The sequence below is a fragment of the Paraburkholderia sp. GAS206C genome, from assembly GCF_050435645.1.
Taxonomy (GTDB): Bacteria; Pseudomonadota; Gammaproteobacteria; order Burkholderiales; family Burkholderiaceae; genus Paraburkholderia; species Paraburkholderia phenazinium_B.
On record NZ_JBNDKR010000011.1, the window covers coordinates 346,906 to 368,683 of the forward strand.

At 62.3% G+C, this 21,778-nt stretch carries 21 protein-coding genes; 17 read left to right on the forward strand and 4 right to left on the reverse strand.

What is annotated here, in order from left to right; translation table 11 throughout:
• Positions 1–25: 25 nt before the first annotated feature.
• Both P3T20_RS29940 and P3T20_RS29945 read left to right on the forward strand, forming a co-directional pair.
• Positions 26–655: a LysE family translocator gene (locus tag P3T20_RS29940; protein ID WP_429288660.1), complete on the forward strand. Its 630-nt coding sequence runs from the start codon at positions 26–28 to the stop codon at positions 653–655.
• 138 nt (positions 656–793) lie between these two features.
• Positions 794–1,114, forward strand: a complete 321-nt coding sequence (locus P3T20_RS29945) for a YnfA family protein (RefSeq protein WP_074268194.1) — start codon at positions 794–796, stop codon at positions 1,112–1,114.
• A gap of 111 nt (positions 1,115–1,225) precedes the next feature.
• Here the strand turns inward: P3T20_RS29945 and P3T20_RS29950 are convergent, their stop codons facing one another.
• Positions 1,226–1,732 (reverse strand): DUF1993 domain-containing protein, encoded by a 507-nt coding sequence (locus P3T20_RS29950; RefSeq protein WP_074268195.1) that lies wholly within the window; start codon positions 1,730–1,732, stop codon positions 1,226–1,228.
• Between the two features lie 307 nt (positions 1,733–2,039).
• Between P3T20_RS29950 and P3T20_RS29955 the strand changes: the two genes are divergently transcribed.
• The 4 genes from P3T20_RS29955 to P3T20_RS29970 all read left to right on the forward strand — a co-directional run bounded on the left by P3T20_RS29955 (position 2,040) and on the right by P3T20_RS29970 (position 6,889).
• A complete protein-coding gene (locus P3T20_RS29955) occupies positions 2,040–3,596 on the forward strand; it encodes a S53 family peptidase (protein WP_429288661.1) in 1,557 nt (518 codons plus the stop codon).
• A gap of 154 nt (positions 3,597–3,750) precedes the next feature.
• Positions 3,751–5,406 carry a S10 family peptidase gene (locus P3T20_RS29960; RefSeq protein WP_429288662.1) on the forward strand — a complete coding sequence of 552 codons (1,656 nt, stop codon included), beginning with the start codon at positions 3,751–3,753 and terminating at the stop codon, positions 5,404–5,406.
• Positions 5,407–5,526: 120 nt separating this feature from the next.
• Positions 5,527–6,141: a hypothetical protein gene (locus tag P3T20_RS29965; protein WP_429288663.1), complete on the forward strand. Its 615-nt coding sequence runs from the start codon at positions 5,527–5,529 to the stop codon at positions 6,139–6,141.
• A 481-nt stretch (positions 6,142–6,622) separates the two neighbouring features.
• Positions 6,623–6,889, forward strand: a complete 267-nt coding sequence (locus tag P3T20_RS29970; protein ID WP_074268198.1) for an RNA recognition motif domain-containing protein — start codon at positions 6,623–6,625, stop codon at positions 6,887–6,889.
• Positions 6,890–7,037: 148 nt separating this feature from the next.
• Here the strand turns inward: P3T20_RS29970 and nadE are convergent, their stop codons facing one another.
• Positions 7,038–7,889: an ammonia-dependent NAD(+) synthetase gene (nadE, locus tag P3T20_RS29975; RefSeq protein ID WP_429288664.1), complete on the reverse strand. Its 852-nt coding sequence runs from the start codon at positions 7,887–7,889 to the stop codon at positions 7,038–7,040.
• Between the two features lie 414 nt (positions 7,890–8,303).
• Between nadE and P3T20_RS29980 the strand changes: the two genes are divergently transcribed.
• Positions 8,304–9,242, forward strand: a complete 939-nt coding sequence (locus P3T20_RS29980; RefSeq protein WP_429288681.1) for a L,D-transpeptidase — start codon at positions 8,304–8,306, stop codon at positions 9,240–9,242.
• Between the two features lie 46 nt (positions 9,243–9,288).
• Here the strand turns inward: P3T20_RS29980 and P3T20_RS29985 are convergent, their stop codons facing one another.
• Entirely contained in the window at positions 9,289–10,170 is an 882-nt protein-coding gene (locus P3T20_RS29985) for a DMT family transporter (RefSeq protein ID WP_429288665.1), read from the reverse strand.
• A 129-nt stretch (positions 10,171–10,299) separates the two neighbouring features.
• Positions 10,300–11,859 (reverse strand): ABC1 kinase family protein, encoded by a 1,560-nt coding sequence (locus tag P3T20_RS29990; RefSeq protein WP_429288666.1) that lies wholly within the window; start codon positions 11,857–11,859, stop codon positions 10,300–10,302.
• Positions 11,860–12,015: 156 nt separating this feature from the next.
• Here P3T20_RS29990 and P3T20_RS29995 point away from each other — a divergent pair, with 156 nt between their 5' ends.
• The 10 genes from P3T20_RS29995 to P3T20_RS30040 all read left to right on the forward strand — a co-directional run bounded on the left by P3T20_RS29995 (position 12,016) and on the right by P3T20_RS30040 (position 21,528).
• Positions 12,016–12,771 carry a DeoR/GlpR family DNA-binding transcription regulator gene (locus tag P3T20_RS29995; protein ID WP_429288667.1) on the forward strand — a complete coding sequence of 252 codons (756 nt, stop codon included), beginning with the start codon at positions 12,016–12,018 and terminating at the stop codon, positions 12,769–12,771.
• 148 nt (positions 12,772–12,919) lie between these two features.
• Complete coding sequence (locus P3T20_RS30000) at positions 12,920–13,162, forward strand: hypothetical protein (protein ID WP_429288668.1); 243 nt, start codon at positions 12,920–12,922, stop codon at positions 13,160–13,162.
• 162 nt (positions 13,163–13,324) lie between these two features.
• On the forward strand, positions 13,325–14,419 hold the full coding sequence (gene phnS / locus P3T20_RS30005) for a 2-aminoethylphosphonate ABC transporter substrate-binding protein (RefSeq protein ID WP_429288669.1): 1,095 nt from the start codon (positions 13,325–13,327) through the stop codon (positions 14,417–14,419).
• Between the two features lie 115 nt (positions 14,420–14,534).
• Positions 14,535–15,632: a 2-aminoethylphosphonate ABC transport system ATP-binding subunit PhnT gene (phnT, locus tag P3T20_RS30010; protein ID WP_074269404.1), complete on the forward strand. Its 1,098-nt coding sequence runs from the start codon at positions 14,535–14,537 to the stop codon at positions 15,630–15,632.
• Positions 15,610–16,536 (forward strand): 2-aminoethylphosphonate ABC transporter permease subunit, encoded by a 927-nt coding sequence (locus P3T20_RS30015; protein WP_429288670.1) that lies wholly within the window; start codon positions 15,610–15,612, stop codon positions 16,534–16,536. The genes phnT and P3T20_RS30015 overlap by 23 nt, the downstream gene beginning before the upstream one ends.
• Positions 16,536–17,399, forward strand: coding sequence for a 2-aminoethylphosphonate ABC transport system, membrane component PhnV (phnV, locus tag P3T20_RS30020; RefSeq protein WP_429288671.1), 864 nt, complete (start codon positions 16,536–16,538; stop codon positions 17,397–17,399). The genes P3T20_RS30015 and phnV overlap by 1 nt, the downstream gene beginning before the upstream one ends.
• 78 nt (positions 17,400–17,477) lie before the next feature.
• Positions 17,478–18,224: a phosphonate utilization associated transcriptional regulator gene (locus P3T20_RS30025; protein ID WP_429288672.1), complete on the forward strand. Its 747-nt coding sequence runs from the start codon at positions 17,478–17,480 to the stop codon at positions 18,222–18,224.
• 22 nt (positions 18,225–18,246) lie between these two features.
• Positions 18,247–19,515 carry a phosphonoacetate hydrolase gene (gene phnA, locus P3T20_RS30030; RefSeq protein WP_429288673.1) on the forward strand — a complete coding sequence of 423 codons (1,269 nt, stop codon included), beginning with the start codon at positions 18,247–18,249 and terminating at the stop codon, positions 19,513–19,515.
• A complete protein-coding gene (gene phnY, locus P3T20_RS30035; protein ID WP_429288674.1) occupies positions 19,512–20,963 on the forward strand; it encodes a phosphonoacetaldehyde dehydrogenase in 1,452 nt (483 codons plus the stop codon). Before phnA ends, phnY begins: the two co-directional genes overlap by 4 nt.
• Before the next feature lie 4 nt (positions 20,964–20,967).
• A complete protein-coding gene (locus P3T20_RS30040) occupies positions 20,968–21,528 on the forward strand; it encodes a phosphonate degradation HD-domain oxygenase (RefSeq protein WP_074268207.1) in 561 nt (186 codons plus the stop codon).
• Positions 21,529–21,778 lie beyond the last annotated feature (250 nt).

Genomic DNA, 21,778 nt, shown 5'->3' on the forward strand with positions numbered 1-21,778 from the left:
GAGCCTTGATAAACGTGAGGCTCCTATGATTTCCGCGCACCTTCTGATCGTCTTCGTCGCTGCATTGCTTATCGTCTACGCGGTGCCAGGGCCGGACATGGCGCTCTTGCTGCAGACAAGCATCGGACGCGGCGCACGCACCGGATTTGCTACCGCGGGCGGCCTCGGCCTCGCACGGGCGACCCATGTGACCCTGTCGGCGTGCGGGGTCGCGGCGCTGCTGCGCAGCGCGCCCTGGCTCTATGAGGTGGTGAGGTACGGCGGTGCCGTCTATCTCGCATGGATCGCCGTACAGATTTTCCGCTCGCCGGTGTTCGCGTTGCCCGAGGGCGGCGTCGCGACGGGTGGGCCGCGGCCGCTGCGGACCGCTTTCGTCAAAGGCCTGCTCACCAATCTGCTGAATCCTAAAGCGCTGCTGTTCTGCTCGGTGCTGCTGCCGCAGTTCGTGCGGCCGGAAGCAGGGCCGGTCGCGTCGCAGATGATCGAACTTGGCGTGATCCTGGTCGCTATCGGCGCATGTTTCGACATAGCCTGTGCGATTGGCGCTGCGCGTATTGCAGGCTGGATGCGCTCACATCCTCTCGCGCAAACACTGCAGCGCTGGACGTTCTCCGCTGCCTTGATCGGTTTCGCGTTGCGTCTGTCGCTTGACTAGCCGTGCGTACGCCATTGATTACACATGGCCGGGGTGCCGTGAGTGAAGTGATTGTGTGTTAATAAAGGCGATAGACTCGAGCGCGCCTCGCGCGCCGTGGTCTGTCCATAACCAATCACCATCACACCTTGCCGTTGAATGAAGACTTTTCTGCTGTACGTCCTGACCGCCGTCGCCGAGATTCTTGGCTGCTATCTGCCGTGGCGCTGGCTGAAAGAGGGCGGCTCCGCATGGCTGCTCATACCCGGCGCGCTCAGTCTTGCCGCGTTTGCGTGGCTGTTGACGTTGCATGGCGCGGCCGCCGGCCGTGTTTATGCCGCTTACGGCGGTGTGTACGTCGCGGTGGCGATCTTGTGGCTGTGGTGCGTCGAGCAGGTGCGGCCAACACTCTGGGATCTGGCCGGTGTCGCGTTCACGCTGGCTGGGATGGGGATCATCGCATTCCAGCCGCGTGTTTGAGTGCGCGGCCGGCACGACTTTCTATGCCGTGTGAGTAGCTGCCCGGCACGCCTGACGCTCCAGACGCTCCGCCCAGGCAGCCCCTTCACCGGCTGACTCTAACAACTGGCGTTATCGTGCGCCGAGATAGTCGAGTTTGCCGAGTTCGACGCCGTTGTGACGCAGGATGTCATACGTCGTCGTGACGTGAAAATAGAAATTCGGCAACACGAACTGCAGCAGATAGTTGAGGCCTGTGAACTCAACCGGCCCGTGGCGCATTTTCAGCGTGACGGTGCGTTCTTCCGAGCCGTCGATCTGCGCCGCATTGAATTCCTTCAGGTAATCAATCGTTTTCTGGATACGAGCCTGCAGCTCTTCGAACGTCACCTCGACGTCGTCGTACTTGGGCGGCTCCACGCCAGCGAGACGTGCGGCGCAGCCCTTGGCTGTGTCGGTCGCGATATAGACCTGACGCACGAGCGGCAGCATGTCCGGAAAGAGCCGGGCGCTGACAAAAATTGACGGGTCGATCTGCTTTTCTGCCGCGTGCGCCTCGGCCTTGCCGAGAATGCTTTGCAGGCAGGTCAGACCGCGCACCAGCACGGGCACGGAGGCTTGATACATCGAAATTGACATGGAACTTTCCCCTGATTCGCTCAGATTCTCTGACGCACGTGCGGGATTGCCGCACGAGACAACGTAACGACTGGTTCGCCGCTGCAGCATCATAGCGCGGCCCGCGTGACGCATCCAGGACATAGCCATCCGGACAACTGTTGCGCGCGCTGGAACTGTGTTCGAATGGATCTGTCGGACGGCTTGATGATGTCCATGCAACCAGAACCCTGCGCGGGTTGCGCTGCAACCTGAATGTGTCACGAGGCGCATGCCCGCCAGGACCAACGCGCAGCCGCACGGCGGCGCACCGAGGAGTATCGAAACTATGGCCAAGCATCCCCTGCAAGGAAGTGAGCGCACGGTAGCGGAAGGTTCAAAACTCATCGGGCAATGCGATCCGGCTGAACGGATCGAAGTCCACGTCGTCCTGCGCCGTCACGCGCAGGAGCAATTCGACGCGTTGATCGCCAGGATCGAAGCGGGCGATTCCAGTGTCAAGCCTTTGTCACGCGAGGCCTTCGCCAAAGAGTTCGGTGCCGCGGCGGAAGATATCGAGAAGGTCAAGGCCTTCGCAGCACAATCGGGCCTGACCGTGGAGCGTGAGAATCCCGCTGCCCGCACTATTGTGCTTTCCGGCACCATTGCGCAGTTTCAGGCCGCCTTCGACGTCGAGTTGCATCATTACGAGCATCAATCAATCGGCCAGTATCGCGGCCGAACCGGCGTCATCAGCGTGCCCGGCAACCTTGCGAACGTCGTGACAGCCGTGCTCGGGCTCGATAACCGGCCGCAGGCGCGTCCGCATTTCCGCATCCGGCCGCCGATCCGTTCCGCCAATGCACAAGCCTCGGGTGCGTTCACACCGCTGCAGGTCGCGGCGCTGTATCAATACCCGCAAGGCGACGGTAGCGGCCAGTGCGTCGGCATTATCGAGCTTGGCGGCGGCTATGAGACGTCCGATCTGAGCACCTATTTTTCGAATCTCGGCGTGACTGCGCCTACCGTGGTCGCGGTGAGTGTCGACAAAGGCAAGAACAAGCCCACCGGCGACGCAAGCGGTCCGGACGGCGAGGTGTCGCTCGATATCGAGGTGGTCGGTGCAATCGCGCCAGGCGCGAAAATCGCGGTCTATTTCACGCCCAATACCGACACCGGTTTTATCGACGCCGTGAGCAACGCGGTTCACGACACGACCAACAAACCGTCGGTCATCTCGATCAGTTGGGGCGGTCCGGAGTCGTCATGGACCGCGCAGTCGCAGCAGGCGTTCAACAGCGTGCTGCAAGCCGCTGCAACCATGGGCGTGACGGTTTGCGTGGCCTCCGGCGATAGCGGCTCGAGCGACGGCACGAGCGGCAATGTGGTCGATTTTCCCGCCTCGAGTCCGTACGTGCTGGCATGCGGCGGGACCAAGCTGACCGCTTCGGGAACAAAGATCTCGCAGGAGGTGGTGTGGAACGACGGTAGCCAGGGCGGCGCGAGCGGCGGCGGCGTGAGCACCGCATTTCCCGTCCCGAGCTGGCAGGAGGGTTTGTCTTCCACGAACGCATCCGGTGCGAAGACGGCATTGACAGGGCGTGGCGTGCCCGACGTAGCGGGAGACGCGTCGCCGGAGACCGGCTATGACGTGCTGATCGATGGTTCCCAAACGGTAGTGGGCGGCACGAGCGCTGTGGCGCCGCTGTGGGCCGCGCTGATTGCCCGCATCAACGCGGCTAACGGTTCGCCAGTCGGCTTCGTCAATCCGAAGCTGTATGCCGCGACGAGCGCGTTTAACGACATCACGCAAGGCAACAACGGCTCGTATGCTGCTTCGGCGGGCTGGGATGCGTGTACCGGACTTGGCAGCCCCAATGGTCAGAAGATCGCTGCGGCACTATAGTCTGTAGTCTCGCAAGCACGCGCCCGATGAACCTGGCGTGTGCTTGCGGTGTTGTCGTTGCGAAGGTTATTGCAAAGAAGGTGGTGCGTGGTTCGAGACAGCGTCCGTATGACGCCTAGATGACGAAAATGACGTAAAACGAGATGGAGCGATCATGACCAACACCGAGTCAGCTTCCGGCAGTCCGCAGTCGTCCCACAATTCTCATGCTGCTCCCGCCAAGGCGGCCGCGACCGCGGCGCACAAGTCAGGAGATCAACCGTTTTTCGATCCTGTTGCCTATGGCAACGGACCCAACGATTCCGTCACCGATACCACCGAGAATGCTGCGATCACGAAGCATTCGATTGTGATCGGCGGTCGCAAGATTGCCTACACCGCGACGGCAGGTCACCTGGTGACAGTGGATCCGAGCAGCTCGGTACCCAACGCCAAGATGTTCTACGTGGCTTTCACGGAGGACAACCAGAAGGAAGAAACGCGCCCGGTTACCTTTTTCTACAATGGCGGCCCGGGGTCGTCATCGGTATTCGTGCTGCTCGGCTCGTTTGCGCCGCGCCGTATCAAGACGGCAATGCCGAGTTTCACGCCGCCCGCACCCTATACGCTGGAAGACAATCCCGATAGCCTGCTCGACAAAAGCGATCTGGTTTTTATCAATCCCATCGGCACGGGGTATTCGGCGGCAATCGCGCCCAGCACGAACCGCAATTTCTGGGGCGTCGATCAGGATGCCACCTCGATCAAGCAGTTCATCAAGCGCTTCCTGACGAAGAACAACCGCTGGAATTCGCCGAAGTATCTTTACGGTGAATCGTACGGTACGGCTCGCAGCTGCGTGCTGGCCTATATGCTGCACGAAGATGGCGTCGATCTGAACGGCATTACGCTGCAGTCGTCGATACTCGACTACACGCAGTCCGGCAATCCGGTCGGCGCCTTGCCGACGGCCGCCGCGGATGCGTGGTATCACAAGAAGCTCGGCGTTGCGCCCACTCCGACCGATCTCGGCGCGTTCGCCGAGGAGGTCGCCCAGTTCTCGCGCACGGACTATCTCGCCGCCTTGCGCAAGGTGCCCGCCACGGATGCGGCGACAGTCGAGAAGCTGAGCGAATACACCGGCATCGACAAGGCGACGCTGCTCGCATGGAGCCTCGACATTGCGGCTTACGACAGCCGTGGCAACTCGCTGTTTCTGACCACGCTGCTGAAATCGAAGGGGCTTGCGCTCGGGGAATATGACGGCCGGGTGACCGCGATCGAAACCGGCATCGCGGGGAAAATCGACCCGAACTCGGGCGGCAACGACCCGACCATGACGGCAGTGACAGGCGTCTACACAAGCATGTGGAACGTCTATCTCAACGAGCAGTTGCTCTATACGTCGAATTCGGCGTTCACGGATCTGAACGACCAGGCGTTCCAGTACTGGGACTTCAGCCATATCGATCCGACCGGCGCGCAAAAGGGCGTGGACGCGAAGGGCAACGTGATTCTGTACACCGCGGGCGATCTTGCTGCGGTCATGGCGCTCAATGTGGACCTGAAGGTGTTGTCGGCGAACGGCTTCTTCGATTTCGTCACGCCGTTTTACCAGACCGTGATCGATCTGCAGAAGATGCCGCTCGTCAGCCCGCAGGTGCGTCAGAACCTGTCCGCGCGTTTCTATCCCTCTGGGCACATGGTCTATCTCGACGGCGCTTCGCGTACGGCGCTGAAAGCGGATCTGGCCAAGATGTATGAGGCAACGGTGTCGAACACAGCCGCGGTGGCCAGGATTCGCGACTTGCAGGCTCGCAGGCCGAGCTAGGCGGTTTCGGCGCTGACCAGGTGCTTGCCGGTCAGCGCCGATTTTCCACCGCGATACCGAGTGTGCTTTAATTGCCCTGCGAATTTAACCATTCCGCGCCAAGGCCTGGCGCGCCACCGAATGAATCAAGGAAAGGCAGGCAGACGTGGCGGATCGCTGCGCAGTAGACAATTTCACATTTTGCGCGCGCTGAAAGGTGCCTATGACAGTCGTGCCGCCTGGGTATTGCGTCTGGGCGCGGTGGTGGTGTTCGGTGCGCTTGCGGGACTGCGCACGGGCGAGGTGGCCGCGCAGGACGCCACCATGCTGGATGAGCGCGTCACCCAGCAATCGATTGCCGATACGATCTGCCGCCCGGACTATGCGGACGCCGTGTCGCCTCCGTTCGATGTGATGATGCAGCACAAGGCCCATCTGCTCGCCGAGCGCGGTATCGATACGGACGCCGGGGCCGACTATGCGATCGACCGGCGTGTGCCGGTCCTGCTTGGCGGTTCGCCCGATGCGCCCGCCAATCTCGATCTGCTGCCGTGGGCCGGGACGAGTGGTGAGCGTCGCAAGGCACGTTTCGTCGTGCATCTCAAACGGTGCGTGTGCGAAGGCAAGATGAGCCTGAGCGTCGCGCAGGCCGCCATTGTCGGCAACTGGTCTGCCGCGTATGCGGGATTCGGCCGGGACTCGTGCGATGTGAGCGGTCTCAACGTCGCGACCGGCACTCGCGATAGCGAGCCCTGACGCACCGCTCGCACGATGCGTCAGGCCGGCTACTTCTCCCTCCCGCTTTCCCTCGTTCTTCTGTGCGCCTGGCCCAAAAACGTTGCGGTTGGGCCAAACAGCGCGTGTATAGGTATTTTTGTTTGCGTTTATTCAGGTACAGTGCATTGGTGGCTTTTGACAACGTCCGTAATGACCGATACCCGTCAACAGTTTATTTCGCTTTCCAGCGTGATCCGGTCAGCATGACTGCTGGCGGGATAGCGGGAATCGAACTTGCTCATAGCAACGTGTGGTATTGGATTTGCGAGCGCTTCTGTCTATCCTGGTAACAGGACGAAACTCGAAGGGGAGATTTCAAATGATTGCCTTTTATCTGTCATTGGCTGTACTTGGGACAGCCCTCATCATGAGTGCTGCCGCGCAAACCCGGAAACGCGCGAGCCTTCAGCCGGTACGCATACGTAGCACGGAGCGCCGCGGGCGCTGAGGTAACGCCGCCATGAACCTGTTCGTCCGGAATATCGCCGAATCATGCTCCGAGCAGCAAGTTCGCGAGTTTCTCGAGCATGAACTGGGGCACTACGCGAAAAGCGTAACGGTTCATGAGATCGGGACGCCTGAAGCGAACGCGACCGTCGAGTTGGAGACGGATGGACCGTACGTCGGCGAGGTCATCGCTCGGGAACTGCACGGCAAGCATCTGGCGGGGTTGCCGCTGGAAGTGAGCAGCGAGTTGTTCCGGGAAGAGGAACCGCCCGCAGGCTGAGCGGTTCGATCCTTGAACCCGTTGCGGCCTTCGCCAGCGCCTGGGGTGTCGGGAACGTCTGCGGCTTCGCTTGTGTGCGGCAGATAGTCCAGAGGTCCGCAACCGTCATCCGGTTGCGGCGCCCCGCATCGCACGCGCCCCCGTCCGTTCACGCCTGCTTAGGCCAGTCGAACGGCGTATAAGGCAACGCGCGTTTGTGACGCGTGTTTTCGTAGAAGCGCAGCACCGTCTCGCGAGCCGCAGCGCTGACCGGCTTGCCTTCCAGAAAATCATCAATGTCGTTGTACGGAATGCCATAGGCATCTTCGTCAGGACGTTGCGGACGCAACATTTCCAGATCGGCCGTCGGCACCTTGTGCGCGAGCGAATCAGGGGCGCCTAACGCGCGGGCCACTGCGCGCACCCGACGTTTGTTGAGGCCGGCGAGAGGCAGGATATCCGCGCCGCCATCACCGAACTTGGTGAAGAAGCCCATCACCGACTCAGCCGCATGGTCAGTGCCGATCACGACGCCTCCACGTGCCCCCGCCACTGCATACTGCGCAATCATGCGTTGCCGCGCCTTGATGTTGCCATGCACGAAATCCTTGTGGGCATCGTCCGTGAACGGCACGCCCGCTGTGCCCAGCGACGCGAGCATGGCATCGGCCGCCGGCTTGACATCGATCGTCAGTGTTTCGTCGGCGCGAATGAAGGCGAGTGCCTGCTGCGCATCCGCTTCGTCTTGCTGCACACCATAGGGCAGCCGGATCGCAACGAAATGTGCGGCGTACTGCTCTGTGCGCAGGCGCTCGACGGCAAGCTGCGCGAGACGCCCGGCCGTCGTCGAATCGACGCCGCCGCTAATGCCGAGCACATACGTCTTCAGACCGCTCGTTCGCAGATAGTGCGCGAGGAAGGCGATACGCCGCTCGATCTCCTCTTCGGCCACGAAACTGTCCGTGACATGCATCTCCCTGGCGATAAGCCGTTGCCGTTCGACCGGATCGTGTTGCGTCATGTTTCTTCCCCTGCAAATGGATTGCTCGAAGTATGCGGGCGGGCGCACTTCCCGTTGCCAGTTTAACGGCGGATTTTCCGTTTAAACTCACTTCGACCGTGGATTTAAATACGCTCACGCGTCGTTGCGCCAATTTCGCCTATTCAATGGATCGCCTGTTGAAATCGGGTAGCGCTGTTATCGACAGTAACGGATGTCCTGAGTAGTATCCTGTTAATCTGTACGCTGCATGAGCCGCTTGGCGGGTAATGATAAGCAGGTTTGCTCAAACACGCGATGAACGAAAAAAAACGGCTCGACCAGCCCGCGGAAAGTGACGCGATCCATTGGGTAGAAATTAATCGAAACGCCGCTGAGAGGGCGTTACATGTCAGGGATACATGCCGTGCAGCGGTTGCCAAATCAGGTAGCAAACTGGTTGTCGCGACAAATGCCATATTGCGGGCTGCCGCATTAGTCAGCGCATTATTTGTTTTAACTTACAGTTTCTCTTTCGCGGCCGGCGAGCAAAAGAGCGAGCCTGATGCGCCGGCCGATATCACAGCCTCCGCAGTCGCGGCACCGGACGCGGCAGGCGTGGTGGATCCTCATCGGGCGCTGCTGCTGCGTGCAATGTTCGCGCGCGATGTCACGCGTCGTTTGAACGTGCCCGCAGCAGCGCAACAGGAATACGGCCAACGTCTTCAGACGGCGCTCGAACAGAATCAGCTTGGCAATCTGTCGGGCGAATATGTCGTGCTGGTCGATCGGAACGCCAACGTTCAGGCGCTCTTCATCTATTTCCGTGCGACGCCATCCGACAAATGGCTGATGATCGGTGCGTCACCGGTCGCGACCGGCCGGCCGGGCGAGTTCGATCACTTCATTACGCCGCTGGGCGTGTTCGAGCACACCCCCGACAATATGGATTTTCGTGCTGAAGGCACGATGAACGAGAACGGCATTCGCGGCTACGGCAAACGCGACATGCGGATCTTCGATCTCGGCTGGGCGCAGGGCGAACGCGGCTGGGGCAAGGGCGGCATGTCGCAGATGCGATTCCAGATGCATGCGACCGATCCAGACAGGCTTGAACCGTTGCTGGGTGTCCGTCATTCGAAAGGTTGTGTGCGGATTCCCGCGTCGCTCAATGTGTTTCTCGACCACTACGGTATTCTCGATGCGGAATACGAGGCGTTGGTCGAGTCGGGCAAGCCGCTCTGGGTGCTGCATTCAGACCGTCAGGTGACGCCGTGGGCGGGCCGTTACATTGTCGTCGTCGATTCGGAGCGCAAAGCGCGCCCCGCATGGTCGCCGGCGCCGGGCAGTAAAGCCCGTGCGAAAGTGCCGGCCGCGGGGGACACGGCTGACTGAGGTGTGCGGCCAGAAAGACGGGTCACACTCCGCTCCGCAAGCTGCGCTACGAACGGGCCAGCAACACCCCCAGCAGCGCGACCACGAACCCGGCGATCTGCATCGTCAGCAATGTTTCGCCGAAGCCGATATATCCTTCGATCGCCGCAAGAGGGGGCGCCGGAAACATCAGTGCGGTGGCCCGCGCGGCGTCGCCGCGCCGGACCATCCACACGAGCAGCGTCACGCTGATGCCGGAAAGCATCAGGATGCCCCAGGCAAGCGACCCCCAGAGAGTGGGCGCAGCGATCCAGCGATGCTCGCCCAGCGCCAGCGCGAGGATTGCCGCCACGACGGCGGCGCCGAAGTTCTGTACGGCGCTGGCGCTGCGAATGTCGGCCCGCGCGAGCGAAGTCTTCTGAAACAGCGTCCCCGCCGTGATTGCCCCAATCGCCAGAATCGACACGGCGACCACGAGCCAGCTCGGTGCGTTGCCGTGCGCTATGCGAGATGCATGCGGCGCAGCCGCGCTGAGTTTGGGCTGCAGCACGAGCACGACGCCGGCGAGTCCGAGCCCCATGCCGGCCCAGCCGCGCCGCGACAGACGCTCACCAAAAAGCGGGACCGCCACGGCCGCAGTCAGTAGCGGCTGCAGTGCGCCGAGCAAGGCCATCACGCCGGCGCCCAGACCTTGCGCGACGGCCCAGTATCCGGCGCCGAGATAGACTCCCTGCAGCAATGCGCCGGCGAGCAGATGTTTGCCGAGGTCGCGTCCCGTCGGCCAGGCGGCGCGCGCGAGAACCGCGGCCAGCGCGAACAGCAGGGCAGTGCCGCCAAAGCGAGCGAGCAGGAACAGGTTGGGATCGGCGAACGGCGTGATTGCGCGGGCGACCACGAAGCCGGTCGACCAGAGCACGACAAAGACAGCAGCGATGAGGGTAGCGAGCATGGACAGCGTGAGCAGCGGCGTAAAAGGCTCGCAGTATTGCGCGGTGCGTCAGGCGTGTCTTGTTCGAGGCTGCACTCCGGCCGCAACGAGGGTTTCACTCGCGCTTTGCCGCCTCACCGTCGCATGGCCCTACCGTGTCAGCAATACCGCTCCCGCTCCCAGCAGGCCTCCGCACACGGCGCATGCCCACAGCAAAAACCTCGTACGCCGGTACTCGATGCCGATCTCGCGCAGCAATTGCGTATGCTGCCGGGAGCCCGCCGCATCGTGCTGACGTTGCAGATAGCGCACCGCGAGCTGTGGCAGGCGCGGCAGCATGTGAGCGAGATGCGGCACTTCCTGCGCGATGCGCTTGATCCAGCCGCGATGGTCGATGTCGCGCTGCGCGATGCCGGCCAGCACCGTGCGCGCGACATTCCACGTATCGACGCCGGGATGCAGCGCGCGTGCCAGCGCTTCGGCCTGTTGGAACGAGCGCTGAGCGGTGGCCAGCCGGGGTGAGACGGTGCCGCCTTCGAAGGGCAGCACCGCATGCAGCAGATGATGAAACAGCGCCCCTGCCGTGCGGTCTTCGGGTTCCGCGGCGAAATGCGCCTCGCTGCGCCGTCGCAGCTCGGCTTCCAGCACTTCCGTGCGCGTCGTCGACTCGACGTGGCCGGCCTCGCGATGCAGGTCGGCAAGGCGGCCGTAGTCCTGCTCGAACATGGCGGTGGCGCCATGCACGAAAAATTCCCGTTCGTGCGAGGACAGGCTCGACATCACCGCAAACTGCGCCAGCACGATTCGCCCGAGCGTCTCGGGTTCGACGCTGACGCGCACATGCTCGGCATCGAAAGTCGCATGAAAGAAGCCGTGTTCGAATGCCTGCTCGGTGACGACCTCAACGATGTGGGTGGCAAGCGGCGCGAGCTTGATGCGATGCTGGAGCAACCCTGGCAGATTGGTCGCGCTCACCGTGTCGAGATGCTGCACCGCCAGGGTCTGCGCGCTGCACAAGTCCCAGATCACGTCCGGCACCACAAGCCGTTTGTCACCGTCGAAATGATGACCGGTCTGGCTCAGATTGGCGGCTTCGGCGCGCAGGTCGAAGCGCCGCAGCACGTCTTCGGTGAACGACTGGGCGAGCGCGCGGACCTGCAGGCGACGCGCGTCGCGGGAAAACTTTTCCAGCCAGCGCGCCACCCAGCGCAGTAGCGCCAACTCGTCGCTGATCTGTTCGACCTGCGCTGCGCGCACGAACTTGATCGCGATATCGCGGTGGCCGTTCACCGGTTCGGCGAGGCGGGCGAGGTGGGTCTGTTCGGCGAAGCCGCTGCGTGCCGGCAGCAGATCGATGCGTGTGAAGAGCCCGGTGAGCGGTCGTCCGAGCGCGCCGGCCAGCGCCGGCTCGACCTCATGCGGCGGCAGTGGAGCTTCCATTCGGCCGATCGCGTCGAAGGCATCGTGCAGGGTGCCGGTGGCGAGTTCCGGGCGTTCGGCCAGTGACTGCATGAACGTGCTGGCGAGCGGCCCGAGCGTGGGCAGCAAACTGTGCAGGTTATCGCGGCCCCCCTCGGTTGCATGCACACGCTTCACGAGCGTGATCATCCAGTGAAGCTTGTGCTCACGCGGCGCTGCGAGCCAGATCAGGCGTGCGCCGAAGCGCAGCGCATGGAAAAGCAGCAGTGACCGGCGAAGCAATGGCGGCATGAGTAGATCGTAAGACACGGCGCGCATCGGGCGACGCGCTACCTGGACCGTCAGGTTAGCAGGGAAGCGCGGGAATAGGGGAGCGTCCAGGGCGATCGCGTACTACAATACCGCGGCCTCCTGAACCTATATGTGCCGCTCGCCGGCCGTCTATCGATGCTTGCAGAACAACGTCATCAGTACATCCTCGCGCAAGTGACCAAAAATGGCGCGCTGTCGGTGGCTGAGCTGGTGCGCGAACTGAATGTGTCGCGCGAAACGATCCGCCGCGATCTGAATACCCTGGCCGCCCGCGGCCTGGTGGTGACCACCCACGGCGGCGCGCTGTCGGGCGACCGGCGCGAACCCGATCTCGATGTACGCGAAGCGGCCAATGCCGGCGCGAAGCGGGCGATCGGCGAGCGCGCGGCCGATCTGGTGCCGGACGGTGCATCGCTCATCATCGATTCGGGCAGTACCACCCAGGCCGTCGCGCGGGCGCTGACGGGGCGTCACCGTCTCACCGTCTATACGAACGACTGGCGTATCGCGCTGCTACTTGGCCGTCGCAACGAGAACCGGGTCACCCTGCTGGGCGGCGAGCTCTCGGACAACGAGGACGCCACTTTCGGCCTCGACACGGTTTATCAGCTGACGCAGTATCACGCGGACTTCGCCTTTGTCGGAGCAGGCGGCATCTCCGCAGATGCCTGGCTGACCGACTACACGCGCATGGCCGCCGAAGTGCGCAGCCGGATGATCGCTGCCGCCAACCTGGCGGTGGTGGTAGCGGACAATTCGAAGTTCGGGCGTGTCACGCCGGTGCGGATCAACGGGTTCGAAAGCACCCGTTATCTGGTGACCGAACTCGCACCGGACCGCACGCTTGCCAAGGCTATCGCCACGCGCGGGCCGGAACTGCTGATTGCGTGACGTCGTTTGTCTGATCGCGACGCACGGTATCAGCGTGCCACTTACCCGGGCGCTGCGCTTTCGTCTGACGTTCAAACTCAAAAACGCGCGCCTGGGCGCCTCACTGGAGCCCCGTGCGCCCGCCGGTTTGCGGCAATGCGAGGGGCGAATGCGTCGCGTCGGCAATCAGGTGCTTGCCGTGCCGCTGACATACTGCGGCGATATCGTCGAATGGATCGGGCAGGGCTTCCCGACGCACTGCTTTGAACAATCTCCGTTTGCATATTATTGGCGAATTGTGTCGTTTGTTGGAAATTGCCAGAATGGTCACGGCGCTGTCACGCAAACCTGCAATCCTTGCCGTGCCCGTTCAGGCAAGGCAGGCAGCGCCAAAGTGTCAGGTTGGCTGTAAGTCTGGCTGGAAAGAAGCAGCAAGGTTGTCAGCAATCTGCAATCGCACGAACCTGACAGCCGCTGCGGGCGAATTCAATCGGCGCGGCGCTACCGCCGTCAAATCACAACAGGTATCGGGTTATCCCGACCGTCTGGTTTTTTGCCTTTCGGAGAGAGCGACATGAAAAAGACGAATCACCTTCGCGCGACGGCCAGCATTGTCCGCAAAACCTTGCCGGCACTGGTTGCGGCTGCTGCATTCGGCGGCGCTGCGCTGCCGGCCCATGCCGCGGACGCAGTCGTGCTGTACACGGCCGATGGCCTCGAGAACCTCTACAAGGACGTGCTGCCGGGCTTTGAAAAGCAGGAAGGCGTCAAGGTCAATATCGTCACGGCGGGTAGCGGTGAAGTGGTGAATCGCGCGACCATCGAAAAGGATGCGCCGAAGGCCGACGTGCTCGTCACGTTGCCGCCGTTCATCCAGCAGGCGGATCAGGCTGGTCTGCTGCAGGCATACCAGAGCGCCAACTACAAGAACGTGCCGGCCATCGCCAAGGCGCCGAATGGTACGTGGGCGACCTTCGTGAACAACTACTTCTCGTTCGCGGTCAATCCGGATGTCGTGAAGACCGAACCGAAGACGTTCGCCGATCTGCTGCACCCGGATTACACGGGCAAGATCGCTTACTCGAACCCGGCGACCGCCGGCGACGGCATGGCCGTGATCATCCTCACGACTTCGCTGATGGGTGAAGACAAGGCGTTCGACTATCTGAAGAAGCTCGAGGCGAGCGCCAAGTTCCACACCAAGGGCACCGGCTACCTCGACGTGCTGCTCTCGCGCAATGAAATCTCGCTCGCCAACGGCGACCTGCAGATGGATCTGGACGACCAGGCCAATGGCGGTCTGTCGCTCAAGCCGATCTTCCTGGCAGCAGCGCCTGGCGGCAAGCCGACGACTTTCCAGTTGCCGTACGCGATCGGTCTGATCAAGAACGGCCCGAACCAGGCTGAAGGCAAGAAGCTGATCGACTACCTGATGTCGAAGGACGTGCAGGCCAAGGTGCCGGATATCTTCGGCATTCCGGGCCGCACTGACGTGCCGCTGGCCGGCAAGAACGGCGAAGCGGTGAAGCAGGCGATTGCCGGCGTGAAGCTGATTCCGGTGGACTGGACCCAGGTCATGGCGAAGAAGGCTGACTGGACCGCACGTTGGAAGAACGACGTGATCGGCGATTCCGGCAAGCAGGTTGAAGTCGTCAAGCCGGCGCAGTAAATCGCTTGTAGTACGCCTCGCAGGACGCGTGACGGCCGGCCCATGCTGTTGAGCTGACCCGCCGCGCGCGCCGCGAGGCCTTCACCCGCAAGACCCTAGTTGGAGGATGAATCCGGTGAATACCGCAACTCTTGCCCCTGGCGCGCTCGGCGCCTCACCGGAGGCGCTCGCTGCGGCGCAACCGGGCACGCCGGGCGGCGTGCAGATCGAGCATCTGACCGTGCGTTTCGGTACCCGCACGGTGCTCGATGACCTGTCGTTGAACATCGAGCGCGGCGAATTGCTGACTGTGCTCGGCCGTAGCGGGTGCGGCAAGACGACGTTGTTGCGTTTCATCGCCGGATTCATCGAAGCGGATGGTCTCGCCGGCACCTTGACGGTGGCCGGTCACGATCTCACGCATGTACCACCGCACAAGCGCAATCTCGGCCTGTTGTTCCAGAGCTATGCGCTGTTTCCTCATCTGTCGGTGTTCGAGAACGTAGCGTTCGGTTTGCGCGCGCGTCGTGAATCGTCCAAGGAGATCGCCCGCCGTGTGGCGGATGCGTTGAAGCTCGTGCAGCTTGGCGATTCGGGCCATGTGATGCCGGCACAATTGTCGGGCGGCATGCAGCAGCGCGTCGCGCTCGCGCGTGCGCTCGTGATCGAGCCGGATGTGCTGTTGCTCGATGAACCGCTGTCCGCACTCGACGCCAATCTGCGCGCCTCGGTGCGTTCCGAACTGAAGGCGCTGCATGAGCGTCTGCCGAATCTCACCATTGTTTGCGTGACGCACGATCAGGACGACGCGCTGGTGTTGTCCGACCGTACGCTGCTGATGCGCGAAGGTCACATTGCGCAGCTCGGCACACCGCAGCAACTCTACGATCAACCGAACGACGGCTTCGTGGCGCGTTATCTCGGCGCAGCCAATCTGCTGCCGCCGCACGTCGCGTTTCCGCTCGGCGATTCGCGCTACAACGAACGTGAGCGGGTGGCCTGCCTGCGTCCCGAAGCGCTGCGGATCGTGCCGCTCGGCGAAGGGCATCTGCACGGCATGATCAGCTCGGTCGAGTGGTATGGCGCGGTGCTGTCGGTGTCCGTCGTGCTCGACGCGATGCCCAGCGAGCCCGTGCTCGTCACGATGCAACGCGGCCACGGCATGCTGCCCGAGAAGGGCGCGCGTATCTCCTTGCGCTATGAGGCAGACGATGTCGTCCTTATCAACCCCTGATAGTCCCGACGCGCTCGGCGACGCTCGGCGCGCGGCCACCTTCGCTTCGCACGCGGCTGCGGTACGCCGCCGCGAACGTGCGGCGCAGTGGCAACTGGTGTTCCTCACCGTGGTGGTGCTCGGACCGCTGGTGATCTATCCGCTGGTGCGACTGCTTCTACTGAGTCTGACCGGGCCGCATGGCGGCTTTGGTTTTCAGGCGTACGCGGCGTTTTTCAGCAATCCTGACACGCGCGGCGTGGTCGGCACGACGCTTTGGATCCTGTTCGCAAGCGCGGGTCTGGCGTCGCTGCTCGGTGTGGCGCTCGCGTCGATGCTGTTCTTCAAGCCGTTTCCCGGCGCGCGGCTCGTCACGCGTTTTCTTGAACTGTTCGTTGCCTTTCCGTCGTTCCTTGTCGCCTTCACGTTGATCTTTTTGTACGGCTCGCAAGGCTCGGTCAGCATCGGCTTGCAGCGGCTCTTTCATCTGCAGGCGCCGCCGCTCGATTTCCTGTTCGGCGTGGGCGGCGTGATTCTCGCGGAAGTGGTGTTCTACGCGCCATTCGTGGTGCGCCCGACGCTCGCCTCGTTCGCGACCCTCGACATGCGCCTGATCGAAGCCGCCCGCAGTCTCGGCGCGAATGGCTTGATGGTGGCGTTCAGGGTGATCCTGCCGCTTGCATGGCCGGGCATCGCAGCCGGCACGATCCTGTGCTTTCTGCTGACGCTGAACGAGTTCGGCATTTTGCTGGTGCTAGGCAGTGCGCATCTGATCACACTGCCGGTTGCCATCTACAGTTCCGCGACCGTCGACCTGGATCTGCCGACCGCGGCCGCCGGCGCTGTCGTGATGCTGATGATGTCTCTGTCGCTGTATGCGTTGTACCGCCAGGTCAACCGCCGCAAGGTTAGAGGAGCACGGTAATGGCCGTCGAACTGGATCCCACTGTCTTGCCGGTCATGCACAAGCGTGCGCGTCCGGTGCAGCGTAGCCTTGCCACGCGGGTCGCTGGCGGTGCCTTCATGGCGTTCGCCGCGTTGCTGTGCTTCTGGCTGTTCGTATTGCCGGTGGTGGTGGTGGCGCTATCGAGCGTGGCCGCTCACTGGTCCGGCACGATCTTGCCCGATGGTTTCAGCATGCGCTGGTTCGAGCGCCTCGGTTCGAGCGATTTCGATGCGCTCAGTACGAGTCTCGAGATCGGCTTCGGCGTCGCGGTGCTTGGCACCATCCTCGGGCTCTGGCTGGCACTGGCGCTCGAAGGGCGCGATCGGCGCGGACTCGGTGCGTTCGTCGATACGATCGCGATGATGCCCAACGGGGTGCCGAGCGTGGTGCTCGGGCTGGCGGTGCTGATTGCTTATCACAAACGTCCGCTCGATCTGTCGAGCTCGGCCGCGATTGTGGTGCTGGTGCAGCTCGCGCTAGTCCTGCCGTTCTGCTACCGGTGTGCCGCCGCGGCGTTGCGCCCGGAACTGACCATCCTGCGCGAGGCGGCTGCCAGCCTCGGCGCGCCGCCGTCGATGGTGCTGCGCCGGGTCGTCCTGCCGCAACTGGTGCCGGCCATCCGCGCGAGTCTCGCGCTCGGTTTCGCGCTTTCGCTCGGCGAACTGGGCGCCACGCTGACCGTGTATCCGCCGGGATTTGCGACGGTGCCGATCGTCGTGGTCGGTCAGGTCGAGCGCGGCTATTACCTGCCGGCCTCGGCCCTCTCTCTGATTCTGCTGCTTGTCTCGCTCGCGGCGTTGCTGTTGATTGCCGCACGGGTTCCGCGCCGCCGGGCCGACTGACCCGCGGATTGCCCTGACTTCCGGTGTTGAACGTCAAGCCGACGTTCAACGCACGTTGATGTGGCAAAAAATGTCGAAATGACCGAAAATATGGAAACAGCATCCGCCGATCCGATTGACGTCGTACGCCGGCATTCGCTCACCGCGTTGGTGCGCGACGAGATCGAGCGCAACATCGTTGAAGGCGTGTTGGCGCCCGGCGCGAAGCTCAACGAAGCCGACTGGGCCGCACGCCTGCAGGTTTCGCGAGGGCCGGTGCGCGAAGCGTTCCGCGCGCTCGAGCAGGCCGGACTCGTCACGACCGAAAAGAATCGCGGCGTGTTCGTGCGGGTGGTGTCGCTCGCGGAAGCTGACGAGATTTATGCCGTGCGGGCCGTGCTTGAAGAGGCGGCGTGCCGGATGCTGGCGTCGAGCATCGACGCGGCGCAACTGGCGGGTTTGCGCACGCAGATCGACGCCATGCGCAGCGCGCTCGACGCGCAGGATCACGACGCCTACGCACGGGCCAATGTAGCGTTTCACGACGGCATCGTGGCGGCGGCGGGTAATGGCAAGCTGTATGAGACGTATCGGCGTCTCGTGGGTGAGTTGAGTCTGTTCCGGCGCGCCGCGCTGGTGGTGCATGCCGACGCGATGGAGCGCTCGCTGGCCGAGCACCGCGCCATCCTGAAGGCGCTGGCATCGCGCGAAGCCGATCGCGCTGCTGCGCTGATGCATGCGCATGTCAACGGTGGGTTGCAACGCGCGCACGAAGCCTGTGAGTCGGCTGGACAACGCAGTGTGCTGGTGCCGTCGTCAGTTCCAATCGACGCAGAACGCGCGTAATCGACGCGCAAGGAAGGAAACGATGTCTATTCAGTCCGAGCAGAGCGAGCGCAGCATCGAGGTGAATGGCCGTGCTTACCGGCTGTCGTCGTCGCAACCGGTGGTCGTGGTGTGCGTCGACGGTTGCGAGTACGACTACCTCGAGGCGGCGGTTGCCGCGGGCGTCGCTCCCTTTATTGGCAAGATGATGAAAGAGGGCACCGCGCTCAAGGGCGATTGCGTGATTCCTTCGTTCACCAACCCGAATAACCTGTCGATCGTTTGCGGCGTGCCGCCTTCGGTGCACGGCATTTGCGGCAACTACTTCTGGGACCCGCAGGCCAATGGCGGCGAGGGCGCGGAGGTGATGATGAACGATCCCGCTTACCTACGCGCCGGAACGCTGCTGGCAGAGGCGGCGCAAGCGGTTGCTGCGGTTGCTGTAGTGACGGCCAAGGACAAGTTGCGTCGTCTGCTTGGCTGGCAACTGAAGGGCATCTGTTTCTCGGCAGAGAAGGCGGATACGGTGACGCTGGCAGACAACGGCATCGCGGATGTGCTCGATCTGGTCGGTTTGCCAGTGCCCGATGTGTACAGCGCGGGGTTGTCCGAGTTCGTCTTCGCCGCGGGCGTGCGTCTTGCGGAAACGCGCAAGCTCGATCTGATGTATCTGTCCACCACCGACTACATTCAGCACAAGTGGGCGCCGGGTACCCAGGGCGCGAACGATTTCTACGCGATGATGGATCGCTATCTTGCACAGCTTGATGCGCTTGGCTGGGTGATCGGTTTGACGGCCGATCACGGCATGAACGCGAAGCACAATCCGCAGACTGGCGAGCCGAATGTGATCTATCTGCAGGACGTGATGGACGAATGGCTCGGCGCACGCAAGGCTCGGGTGATTCTGCCCATCACGGATCCCTATGTGGTCCACCACGGCGCGCTGGGCTCGTTCGCAACCATCTATCTGCCGCATGATGTGAACGTGAGGCAGGTGATCGAACGGATTGGCGGTCTGGATGGCGTGGAGGTCGTGCTGGACAACCGCGCGGCGTGTGAGCGCTTCGAGTTGCCGAATGACCGCGTCGGCGACATTGTCGTGGTCAGCAAGCGCGATGTGGTGCTCGGCACGCGGCGCGACGAGCATGATCTTTCGGGCCTCACCGTGCCGCTTCGTTCACACGGTGGCATCTCCGAGCAGGAAGTGCCGTTGATTTTTAACCGGCATCTTCAGGGTCTTACGGACGGCAAGCGCTTGCGAAACTTCGACGTGTTCGACCTAGCGTTGAACCACGTGGCGGCATCATGAACGCGGTGCTGACGGACCATCCCGCGTTTCGCGTCGAAGCGCTGCGCCTTGAAGGCGAGCGTTGTTTGCGCGAACGCACGCTCGACGTGTTCGATCCGTACACCGGATTGCGCGTCGGCACGGTGCCGTTGGCAAGCGTCGATGATGTGCGCGCGGCGTTTCAGTACGCCGGCGCATATCAGTCGAAGCTCACGCGCTACGAGCGCTCACAGACTCTCGAGCGTGCGGCGGTTTTGCTGCGTGAGCGCGCCGAGGCGGCTTCGGATCTGATCTCGCTCGAATCGGGCCTGTCGAAGCAGGACACGCGGTACGAGATCGGACGTGTGGCCGATGTATTCAAGTTCGCGGCGATCGAAGCGTTGCGTGACGATGCCCAGAGCTTTTCATGCGATCTGACGCCGCACGGTAAAAAGCGTCGGGTGTTCGCGCAGCGTGAACCGCTGGCGGGCGTGATCGTCGCGATTACGCCGTTCAATCACCCGATGAACCAGGTGGCGCACAAGATTGCACCGGCCATTGCGACCAATAACCGTGTTTTGTTGAAGCCTTCGGAAAAGGTGCCGCTATCGGCTTTCTACCTGGCCGATATTCTTTATGAAGCGGGTTTGCCAGAGCCTATGCTGCAGGTGTTGACCGGTGACCCGCACGAAATCGCCGATGAACTGATTACGCATCCGCTTGCGGAACTGGTGACGTTTACGGGCGGCGTGGCGATTGGCAAATATATTGCTGCGAAAGCAGCGTACCGACGCGTTGTGCTGGAGCTAGGTGGCAACGATCCGTTGATCGTGCTGGAAGACGCTGACCTCGACCGCGCGGCTACGCTGGCTGTTCAGGGATCCTACAAAAATTCGGGTCAACGCTGCACGGCTGTCAAGCGCATGCTCGTGCAAAAGAGCGTGGCCGCGGAATTTACCGAACGAGTGGTGGAAATGACGCGTGCATGGTCCTACGGTGACCCGTTCGATCTTGCGAATCAGATGGGTACCGTTATCGACGAGGCCGCAGCGCAGCTTTTCGAAGCGCGCGTCAACGCGGCGGTGGCCCAAGGCGCGCGTTTGCTAACGGGCAACCAACGCTCGGGTGCGCTTTATGCGCCGACTGTTATCGACCGGGTGGACCCGGCTATGTCTCTGGTTCGCGAAGAGACCTTCGGGCCGGTTTCGCCAATCATTACCTTCGACACGCTCGACGACGCGATTCGGATCAGCAATGACACGGTGTTCGGTCTATCGTCGGGCGTGTGTACGAACCGTCAGGATGCGATCACGCGATTCATCAACGAATTGCGGGTCGGTACGGTGAATGTGTGGGAAGTACCGGGATACCGGATCGAGTTGACGCCGTTCGGCGGCATCAAGGATTCGGGCCTGGGTTACAAGGAAGGGGTACAGGAAGCCATGAAGAGCTTTACCAACCTCAAGACGTTTTCATTACCTTGGGAGTGATGTTGTGGCTTTGAGTCTTCATGATATTCGTACATTGTTTGAGCAGTACGGCAACGTCGCCTATAGCGGCGAGCCGGTGACGCAGTTGGAGCACGCGCTGCAGAGTGGGGCGCTGGCTGAAAAGGAGGGCGCAAGCGATGAACTGGTCGCTGCTGCTTTCCTGCATGATCTTGGGCATTTGCTGAACCGCTTCGGCGAGACGCCTACCGCACGTGGTATCGACGATCTGCATCAGTATTTTGCGTTGCCGTTTCTGCGTCCTGTATTGCCGGATGCGGTGTTGGAGCCGATTCGTCTGCACGTCGACGCGAAGCGTTGCCTGTGCGCAATCGACGATACGTACTTTGGACGCCTCTCGGCTGATTCTGTGCGCAGTCTTGAATTGCAGGGCGGCATCTTCAGCAGGCAGGAAGCGGATGAATTTCTCAACAAACCCTTTGCGGAAGATGCGCTACGCGTGCGCCGCTGGGACGATCTCGCCAAAGAGGCGAACCGCGCGACCCCTGATGTGGATCATTACCTGGATGTCGTGGAACGGGTGATGGAGACGCACGCTACGGCGTGATCGGGGTACTTCATTTCTGTGGTTATGGTGGCCCTGTGATGTAAGCGTCGCTTACGTTCGCGGCTGCGTTTTCACGTCCCTTTCCTAGTGTGCAAATAGCGCTTGCAAGCCATGTGCTGTGTCGCTAGAATCTCGTTCTTTCGCGCTTCGGACACCGGAGCGCGGGGAGCGGGAGAGCCAGCAGTGGCAAGGCTTTCGGCGGGTTGGGCAGGTCAGGCTGGTGCAAAAAACCTGTTGACGACGTAGCGGA

Bases quoted from the DNA above. Each gene is read 5' to 3' on its own strand.
- phnY (WP_429288674.1), top strand. From the start codon at position 19,512: ATGAACGCGGTGCTGACGGACCATCCCGCGTTTCGCGTCGAAGCGCTG.
- P3T20_RS29965 (WP_429288663.1), top strand. From the start codon at position 5,527: ATGAATCAAGGAAAGGCAGGCAGACGTGGCGGATCGCTGCGCAGTAGA.
- P3T20_RS29940 (WP_429288660.1), top strand. From the start codon at position 26: ATGATTTCCGCGCACCTTCTGATCGTCTTCGTCGCTGCATTGCTTATC.
- P3T20_RS29970 (WP_074268198.1), top strand. From the start codon at position 6,623: ATGAACCTGTTCGTCCGGAATATCGCCGAATCATGCTCCGAGCAGCAA.
- P3T20_RS29985 (WP_429288665.1), bottom strand. From the start codon at position 10,170: ATGCTCGCTACCCTCATCGCTGCTGTCTTTGTCGTGCTCTGGTCGACC.
- phnS (WP_429288669.1), top strand. From the start codon at position 13,325: ATGAAAAAGACGAATCACCTTCGCGCGACGGCCAGCATTGTCCGCAAA.
- P3T20_RS29960 (WP_429288662.1), top strand. From the start codon at position 3,751: ATGACCAACACCGAGTCAGCTTCCGGCAGTCCGCAGTCGTCCCACAAT.
- P3T20_RS29955 (WP_429288661.1), top strand. From the start codon at position 2,040: ATGGCCAAGCATCCCCTGCAAGGAAGTGAGCGCACGGTAGCGGAAGGT.
- P3T20_RS30015 (WP_429288670.1), top strand. From the start codon at position 15,610: ATGTCGTCCTTATCAACCCCTGATAGTCCCGACGCGCTCGGCGACGCT.
- phnA (WP_429288673.1), top strand. From the start codon at position 18,247: ATGTCTATTCAGTCCGAGCAGAGCGAGCGCAGCATCGAGGTGAATGGC.
- P3T20_RS30000 (WP_429288668.1), top strand. From the start codon at position 12,920: ATGCGTCGCGTCGGCAATCAGGTGCTTGCCGTGCCGCTGACATACTGC.
- phnV (WP_429288671.1), top strand. From the start codon at position 16,536: ATGGCCGTCGAACTGGATCCCACTGTCTTGCCGGTCATGCACAAGCGT.
- P3T20_RS29945 (WP_074268194.1), top strand. From the start codon at position 794: ATGAAGACTTTTCTGCTGTACGTCCTGACCGCCGTCGCCGAGATTCTT.
- nadE (WP_429288664.1), bottom strand. From the start codon at position 7,889: ATGACGCAACACGATCCGGTCGAACGGCAACGGCTTATCGCCAGGGAG.
- P3T20_RS29995 (WP_429288667.1), top strand. From the start codon at position 12,016: ATGCTTGCAGAACAACGTCATCAGTACATCCTCGCGCAAGTGACCAAA.
- P3T20_RS29990 (WP_429288666.1), bottom strand. From the start codon at position 11,859: ATGCCGCCATTGCTTCGCCGGTCACTGCTGCTTTTCCATGCGCTGCGC.
- P3T20_RS30025 (WP_429288672.1), top strand. From the start codon at position 17,478: ATGACCGAAAATATGGAAACAGCATCCGCCGATCCGATTGACGTCGTA.
- P3T20_RS29950 (WP_074268195.1), bottom strand. From the start codon at position 1,732: ATGTCAATTTCGATGTATCAAGCCTCCGTGCCCGTGCTGGTGCGCGGT.